The following is a 3785-nucleotide window of genomic DNA, read 5'->3' on the forward strand; positions in this document are numbered from 1 at the left end:
CCGGTGGTAACGGCTCCGGGCGATGATACGATTGAGGCTTGTGATGTAGCTACGGGCCTTGCGGATTATTCTGAGACGCCGATAGATATCACGGGACAGGAAGCGGCTTACGGAGTAACGGTTACCGAAGATTGCAACTATACACTCACCTATGTAGATACGCAAACCGGCACCTGCCCGGTAGTAATTACGCGGACCTTCACCGCCATCGATGAGTGCTTGAATCAAGGCACGGATACCCAAACGATCACCATTGGTGATACGACGGATCCGGTGGTAACGGCTCCGGGCGATGATACGATTGAGGCTTGTGATGTAGCTACGGGCCTTGCGGATTATTCTGAGACGCCGATAGATATCACGGGACAGGAAGCGGCTTACGGAGTAACTGTTACCGAAGATTGCAACTATACACTCACCTATGTAGATACGCAAACCGGCACTTGCCCGGTAGTGATCACACGGACCTTTACGGCCATTGATGAATGCCTCAACCAGGGCACGGATACCCAAACGATCACGATTGGAGATACGACCGATCCGGTAGTGACGGCTCCGGGCGATGATACGATTGAGGCTTGTGATGTAGCTACGGGTCTAGCTGATTATTCTGAAACCCCAGTAGATATTACGGGTCAGGAAGCCGCTTACGGAGTTACGGTTACCGAAGATTGTAACTATACCCTGACTTATGTAGATACGCAAACCGGCACCTGTCCGGTCGTGATCACGCGGACGTTCACGGCCATTGATGAATGTCTTAACCAAGGCACCGATACGCAAACGATCACGATTGATGATACGACTAATCCGGTAGTTACCGCTCCGGGTGATGATACGATTGAAGCGTGCGATGTAGCTACGGGCCTTGCGGATTATTCTGAAACCCCGGTAGATATCACGGGTCAGGAAGCGGCTTACGGAGTTACGGTTACGGAAGATTGTAATTATACACTCACTTATGTAGATACGCAGACTGGCACTTGTCCGGTAGTGATTACGCGTACCTTCACGGCCATCGATGAGTGTCTTAACCAAGGCACAGATACCCAAACGATCACGATTGGTGATACGACCGATCCGGTAGTAACTGCTCCGGGAGACGATACGATTGAAGCTTGTGATGTAGCTACGGGTCTGGCTGATTATTCTGAGACGCCGGTAGATATTACGGGTCAGGAAGCCACGTACGGAGTGACGGTTACCGAAGATTGTAACTATACACTCACTTATGTAGATACGCAAACCGGCACTTGTCCGGTAGTGATCACGCGTACCTTTACGGCCATCGATGAGTGTCTCAACCAGGGCACGGATACCCAAACGATCACAATCGGTGATACCACGGATCCGGTAGTAACGGCTCCGGGAGACGATACGATTGAAGCCTGCGATGTCGCTACGGGCCTTGCAGATTATTCAGAAACGCCGGTAGATATTACAGGTCAGGAAGCAGCTTACGGAGTAACGGTTGCCGAAGATTGCAACTACACCCTTACCTATGTAGATACGCAAACCGGTACCTGCCCGGTAGTGATTACCCGTACGTTCACGGCGATTGATGAGTGTCTTAACCAGGGCACAGACACCCAAACGATCACCATTGGCGATACGACCGATCCGGTGGTCACGGCTCCGGGCGATGATACGATTGAAGCGTGCGATGTCGCTACGGGACTTGCCGATTATTCAGAAACGCCGGTAGATATTACCGGCCAGGAAGCCGCTTACGGGGTAACGGTTACCGAAGATTGTAACTATACGCTCACTTACGTTGACTCTCAAACGGGCACCTGTCCGGTAGTGATTACCCGTACCTTTACGGCAATCGATGAGTGTCTCAACCAGGGAACGGATACCCAAACGATCACAATCGGTGATACCACGGATCCGGTGGTAACCGCTCCGGGAGATGATACGATTGAAGCTTGTGATGTAGCTACGGGCCTTGCGGATTATTCAGAAACGCCAGTGGACATCACGGGTCAGGAAGCGGCTTACGGAGTAACGGTTACCGAAGATTGTAACTATACACTAACCTATGTTGATACCCAAACGGGCACCTGTCCGGTAGTAATTACTCGGACGTTCACGGCAATTGATGAGTGCCTCAACCAAGGAACGGATACGCAAACGATCACGATTGGTGATACGACCGATCCGGTGGTGACCGCTCCGGGCGACGATACAATTGAGGCCTGCGATGTCGCTACGGGCCTTGCGGATTATTCTGAGATCCCAGTGGATATCACGGGTCAGGAAGCAGCTTACGGAGTTACGGTTACCGAAGATTGTAATTATACGCTCACTTATGTAGATACACAAACCGGTACCTGTCCGGTAGTGATTACTCGGACCTTTACGGCAATCGATGAGTGTTTGAATGAAGGCATCGATACCCAAACGATCACGATTGGTGATACGACCGATCCGGTGGTTACGGCTCCGGGCGATGATACGATTGAAGCGTGCGATGTCGCTACGGGTCTTGCCGATTATTCAGAAACGCCGGTGGATATTACGGGTCAGGAAGCGGCTTACGGAGTAACGGTTACGGAAGATTGTAACTATACGCTCACTTATGTAGATACACAAACCGGTACCTGTCCGGTAGTGATTACTCGGACCTTTACGGCAATCGATGAGTGTTTGAATGAAGGCATCGATACCCAAACGATCACGATTGGTGATACGACCGATCCGGTAGTCACGGCTCCGGGCGATGATACAATTGAAGCGTGCGATGTCGCTACGGGACTAGCGGATTATTCTGAGACCCCGGTAGACATCACAGGCCAGGAAGCGGCTTACGGAGTAACGGTTACCGAAGATTGCAACTATACCCTGACTTATGTAGATACGCAAACCGGCACCTGCCCGGTGGTGATCACGCGTACGTTCACGGCCATTGATGAATGCCTCAACCAAGGAACGGATACCCAAACGATCACGATTGGCGATACCACCGATCCGGTAGTTACCGCTCCGGGCGATGATACGATTGAAGCTTGTGATGTAGCTACGGGTCTTGCTGATTATTCAGAGACTCCAGTGGATATTACCGGTCAGGAAGCGGCTTACGGAGTGACGGTTACCGAAGATTGTAATTATACCCTCACTTATGTTGATACGCAAACCGGCACCTGCCCGGTAGTGATCACGCGGACCTTTACCGCGATTGATGAGTGTCTTAACCAGGGCACGGATACCCAAACGATTACGATTGGCGATACGACCGATCCGGTAGTTACGGCTCCGGGCGATGATACGATTGAAGCCTGCGATGTAGCTACGGGCCTTGCTGATTATTCAGAGACTCCAGTGGATATTACCGGTCAGGAAGCGGCTTACGGAGTGACGGTTACCGAAGATTGCAACTATACCCTGACTTATGTTGATACGCAAACCGGCACCTGCCCGGTAGTGATCACGCGGACCTTTACCGCGATTGATGAGTGTCTTAACCAGGGCACGGATACCCAAACGATTACGATTGGCGATACGACCGATCCGGTAGTTACGGCTCCGGGCGATGATACGATTGAGGCTTGTGATGTCGCTACGGGATTAGCGGATTATTCTGAGACGCCGGTGGATATCACGGGCCAGGAAGCAACTTACGGAGTTACGGTTACCGAAGATTGTAACTATACCCTCACTTATGTGGATACGCAAACGGGAACTTGCCCGGTAGTGATCACGCGGACCTTCACGGCCATTGATGAGTGCCTCAATCAAGGCACCGATACCCAAACGATTACGATTGGTGATACCACTGATCCGGT

General features: G+C 51.5%; 1 protein-coding gene. It reads left to right on the top strand.

Features of this window, described 5'->3' with window-relative positions:
- On the top strand, positions 1–3785 hold a 3785-nt coding region (locus CRP01_RS42250; protein ID WP_099149750.1), incomplete at both ends, for a hypothetical protein.

This window comes from Flavilitoribacter nigricans DSM 23189 = NBRC 102662 (assembly GCF_002646595.1).
Lineage (GTDB): Bacteria > Bacteroidota > Bacteroidia > Chitinophagales > Saprospiraceae > Flavilitoribacter > Flavilitoribacter nigricans.